At 61.3% G+C, this 4304-nt stretch carries 5 protein-coding genes; 2 read left to right on the top strand and 3 right to left on the bottom strand.

Annotation, left to right across the window (positions count from 1 at the left end; all coding sequences use genetic code 11):
• The 3 genes from FN369_RS00945 to FN369_RS00935 all read right to left on the bottom strand — a co-directional run.
• Positions 1-460 (bottom strand): TPM domain-containing protein (locus FN369_RS00945; protein WP_142524350.1); only part of this gene is annotated, 460 nt, incomplete at its 3' end.
• Positions 460-1377, bottom strand: a complete 918-nt coding sequence (locus FN369_RS00940) for a TPM domain-containing protein (RefSeq protein WP_142524349.1) — start codon at positions 1375-1377, stop codon at positions 460-462. The genes FN369_RS00940 and FN369_RS00945, both read right to left, overlap by 1 nt.
• A complete protein-coding gene (locus FN369_RS00935; protein ID WP_142524348.1) occupies positions 1374-2027 on the bottom strand; it encodes a LemA family protein in 654 nt (217 codons plus the stop codon). Before FN369_RS00935 ends, FN369_RS00940 begins: the two co-directional genes overlap by 4 nt.
• A 284-nt stretch (positions 2028-2311) precedes the next feature.
• Here FN369_RS00935 and FN369_RS00930 point away from each other — a divergent pair, with 284 nt between their 5' ends.
• Together FN369_RS00930 and FN369_RS00925 are read left to right on the top strand one after the other, a co-directional pair.
• Positions 2312-3379 (top strand): class 1 fructose-bisphosphatase, encoded by a 1068-nt coding sequence (locus FN369_RS00930; protein ID WP_142524347.1) that lies wholly within the window; start codon positions 2312-2314, stop codon positions 3377-3379.
• A 16-nt stretch (positions 3380-3395) separates the two neighbouring features.
• Positions 3396-4271, top strand: coding sequence for a phosphoribulokinase (locus FN369_RS00925; protein ID WP_142524346.1), 876 nt, complete (start codon positions 3396-3398; stop codon positions 4269-4271).
• The last annotated feature ends 33 nt before the right edge of the window (positions 4272-4304 follow it).

The following is a 4304-nucleotide window of genomic DNA, read 5'->3' as shown; positions in this document are numbered from 1 at the left end:
CGGGGAAGTGGCGGCTGAGATGGGACGCCACCGACCGGATCCCCTCGAGGCTTCCCTCGAGAAATCTTCCTTTCCGGAACTCGGACTCCATTCGGGCACAGATCGCTTTCCATTCGGCTTCCCCGACGGCCTGGTGAATGGCGCGGTCGGCTACGATCTCGATGCTCCGGTCGGCGATGAGGACGTAGAGGAGGACCCCGTTGTTCCGTTCGGTATCCCAGATCCCGAGTTGGGCAAAGAGCTCGCAGGCGCGCTCTCGGGGCGTCATGCCGCGAAGGAGCCGCCGCCAATCGAGGGCATTTTCGACCACGAAGCAGATCTCTCCGTCATACCGTCGTTCCGCTTGGGTGATGGCCGCTTCGATCCGCTCGAGCGAGCCCGGAGGGAACGGGGCGGCTCCGAAGCGGCTGCCGGCACGCCAGTGACGGAGGAAGCGTCGGATGGCTTCCACTCTGCTCATCACCACCTCCCGGAGGCGCCGCCTCCTCCAAATTGACCGCCTTCTCCCCCGCGGAAGCCGCCCGCCGCTCCGCCGAAACCGCCCCACCCCCCGAAGCCGGGGAATTCCGGACCGTCACGCCAAAAGACCGGCCAGCTCCTCCCACGGAGGGAGCCCCCGAAGAGGAAGGCGACCGCCGCGGAGAGCAGGCCGACGAGCAATCCCATCCAGAATCCTCCCACGAGGGTCCACCCCACGAGAAGGCCGATCCCTCCCGCGAGCGCGGCGCCGAGGAGGGGGCCGAAGAGGCTGCCGACGACCAAGACCAGCACGAAGAGTCCTCCCAAAAGAGCGGTCGGATCGGGGGATCCGGCTGGCTTCGCTACGGCCCTGGGGGCTCCTTTGAGCGGCGGGAGCGGCTCTCCGGAAATTTTCGCGAGGATCGCATCGAGCCCGACCGAGATCCCGGAAAAGAAGCGACCCTTTTTAAAGAAGGGGAGGATCCGTTCCTCGATGATCCGCTTGGCTTCTGCATCGGTGATCGTCCCTTCCAAGCCATATCCGATCTCGAGGCGGACGACGTGCTCGTCGGTCACGACGAGGAGGAGAACCCCGTCATCGATTCCCTTACGGCCGAGCTTCCACTCCTCCACAACACGGATGCCGTAGCTTTCGGCCGACTCGGGCCGGGTGGTCGGGACGATGAGGACGGCCACTTGGCTCCCCTTGCTCTTGGCGAAACGACTGAGCCTTTTTTCGAGGGAAGCACGCTCCCGGCCGGAGAGGAGCCGCGCTTGGTCGACGACATAGCTCGTAAAGGGGGGGATTGGGGCCGCTTCTGCCTCCTCGCTCTCGTCCTGAGCCGCCAGTCGGCCTCCTCCGCACCAGAGCAGAGCCAAGAACAGCCAGGAAAGAGATCCGATGCGGACGGCTCTCATCGCGGGGCGGGAGCGGGAGGGACGCCCTCCGCGGCGGGACCGCTGAAATCGACGGACGGCGGCTGCGAAAGCTGCGCTTGGTTTTCGACGGAGAAGGTCGGCTTGGGCGAGTAGTGGAAGAAGAGAGCGGTGAGGTTGGTAGGAAAGGTACGGACCAGGGTGTTGTAGGATTGGACCGCCTGGATATAGCGGCGCCGGGCCACGGCGATCCGATTTTCTGTGCCTTCGAGCTGGGCCTGCAGATCACGGAAGAGATTGTCGGCCTTGAGCTGCGGATAGTTTTCGGCGATCGCCATCAACCGGTTCAAAGCCGTGCCGAGCTCGCCTTGGGCGGCGGCGAATCGCCGCATGGCTTCCTCGTTCTGCAGAAGCTCGGGCGTTACCGCCAGCGATCCGGCGCGCGCCCGGGCCTCGGTAACCTGGGTCAGAACTTCCTTTTCATGGGCGGCGTAGCCTTTGACGACGGAGACCAGATTCGGCACGAGATCGGCTCTCCGCTTATATTGATTGACCACTTCGGCCCAAGCCGCCTTTACCTTTTCGTCCTCGGATTGGATCTGGTTGTATCCGCAACCGGAGAAGAGGAGGGATAATGCCAGAAGCCAGAAGAATCGGTGGGTTGGGAACGATCTTCCCTCCGCGGAGGGCATTGGCTGGAAAGGGAAGAATGGCGGTATCCCGGGAGTCATGATGCCGCTACTCCTAAACGGAAGCGGCCTCTTCCGCAAGCTCTCCGAAGTTGCCGGGAGAGAGCCTGCCTTATCCGCCCTTCCGCCGATCCGATTCCGGGGAAGAAAAGAAGTCGATGAGAAAAAGATCGTCTCGCCGATGCGGCAAAAATTGTAAAGCTTGCGTTTTCATGGATAATGCGATGTAGGTTTTTGCCTTTAAATGCTTCCCGAAAAAGAGCGCGTCGGATAAGAGAGATGAAGGAATGTCGTACCATCGAATCACATTAAGCACGTTTTTAATCGAAGAGCGGCGGAAAACGCCCGCCTTCGACCCCGAATTGGCGGCGCTGATCAAGGATGTCGAAGTTTCGTGCAAATATATCGCCTCGGCGGTCTCCCGGGGGAAGCTTGCGGAAGCGCAGGTGAGCACGATGGTCAACATCCAAGGAGAAGAGCAAAAGCCCCTCGACGTGATCGCCAACGAAGCGGTACTCAAGGTCTGCGATTCGACCGAGCAGCTCCTCGGCGTGGTTTCCGAAGAAATGGAGGGCCCCTATGCGGTCACCTGGGGAAGAAACGGCCGCTATCTTCTGGTCTACGACCCGCTGGACGGCTCATCGAACCTCGACGTCAACCTGACCGTCGGCACGATCTTTTCGGTGTTGCGGGCCCCCGAGGGGGCAAAGGAGCCCAAGGCGGAGTACTTCCTGCAACCGGGGACGGCGCAGGTGGCGGCGGGCTTTTCGCTTTACGGTCCCAGCGTCATGCTCATCCTGACGGTCGGGCGGGGCGTCCACGGTTTTACGCTCGACCGGGAGGTGGGAACGTTCATTCTCACGCATCCCGATATGCGCATTCCGGAAGAGACGCGGGAGTTTGCGATCAACGCCTCCAACGAACGCTTTTGGGAGCCCCCGGTCCGGCTCTACGTCGAGGAGTGCCAGCAGGGGAAGAGCGGACCGCGGGGAGTCGATTTCAACATGCGCTGGATTGCTTCGATGGTCGCCGAGGTCTACCGCATCCTGATTCGCGGGGGACTTTTCATGTATCCCCGCGACACCAAGGATCCGAGCAAACCCGGGCGATTGCGCCTCCTCTACGAGGCCAACCCGATGAGCATGATCGTGGAGCAGGCCGGCGGTGCGGCATCGACCGGGCGGGAGAGGATTCTCGAGGTGAAGCCGACCAGCCTCCATCAACGAGTGCCGGTGATTTTGGGATCCCGAAACGAGGTGGAGCGGCTCGTGAGCTACCATCAAGCATTCGATCGGGGCGAGGAGCTTACCTTCAAGTCCCCGCTCTTCAGCAACCGATCCATCTTTCGAAGCTAACCGGAGGATCTATCGTATGTCTGCTAAGCATCCTGTTGTCGCCGTCACCGGATCTTCCGGTGCGGGCACCACGACGGTCAAGACGGCCTTCCAGAGGATCTTCCGCCGGGAGGGGATGAATGCTTGGGTCGTCGAGGGCGACGCCTTCCACCGTTACAACCGAGTCGAGATGAAGGCTCGGATGGAGGAGATGGAAAAGAAGGGGAACCGCCACTTCAGCCATTTCGGACCCGAGGCCAACCTCTTTGAAGAGCTCGAAAAGCTCTTCCGGACCTACGGGGAAACCGGGACCGGCAAGGTCCGGAAGTACCTCCATAACGAGGAGGAAGCCGCTCCCTACAATCAGGAGCCGGGCACCTTTACCCCGTGGGAAGATATCCCAGAAGGGACCGACCTCCTCTTTTACGAGGGACTTCACGGAGCGGTGGTTACCGAAAAGGTCGACGTGGCGCGTTACGCCGATCTCCTGATCGGCGTCGTGCCGATCATCAACTTGGAGTGGATCCAGAAGATCCATAGGGACAAGAAGGAGAGAGGCTACTCGCAGGAGGCGATCGTCCACACGATCCTCCGTCGGATGCCCGACTATGTCCACTATATCTGCCCGCAATTTTCCCATACCCACGTGAACTTTCAGCGAGTGCCGACGGTGGATACCTCCAACCCCTTCATCGCCCGGGATATTCCTTCCCCGGACGAGAGCATGCTGGTGATCCGCTTCCGGAACCCGAAGGAGATCGACTTCCCCTACCTCCTTTCGATGCTTGACGGCTCGTTTATGTCGCGGCCGAACACGATCGCCTGTCCGGGCGGAAAGATGCCGTTGGCGATGGAGTTGATCTTCACCCCGATGATCTGGAAGCTGATGCATCGCAAGAAGCAGGCCCGATAGGGAATTGCTTGGCGAGGAGAGGGCGGCGGAGCC

Origin of the sequence: Methylacidimicrobium cyclopophantes (assembly GCF_902143385.2) — a bacterium.
GTDB classification, from domain to species: Bacteria; Verrucomicrobiota; Verrucomicrobiia; order Methylacidiphilales; family Methylacidiphilaceae; genus Methylacidimicrobium; species Methylacidimicrobium cyclopophantes.
Note: the sequence above shows the minus strand (reverse complement) of the source record. Positions and strands in the feature narration are given on the sequence as shown.

Bases quoted from the DNA above. Each gene is read 5' to 3' on its own strand.
- FN369_RS00940 (WP_142524349.1), bottom strand. From the start codon at position 1,377: ATGAGAGCCGTCCGCATCGGATCTCTTTCCTGGCTGTTCTTGGCTCTG.
- FN369_RS00935 (WP_142524348.1), bottom strand. From the start codon at position 2,027: ATGCCCTCCGCGGAGGGAAGATCGTTCCCAACCCACCGATTCTTCTGG.
- FN369_RS00930 (WP_142524347.1), top strand. From the start codon at position 2,312: ATGTCGTACCATCGAATCACATTAAGCACGTTTTTAATCGAAGAGCGG.
- FN369_RS00925 (WP_142524346.1), top strand. From the start codon at position 3,396: ATGTCTGCTAAGCATCCTGTTGTCGCCGTCACCGGATCTTCCGGTGCG.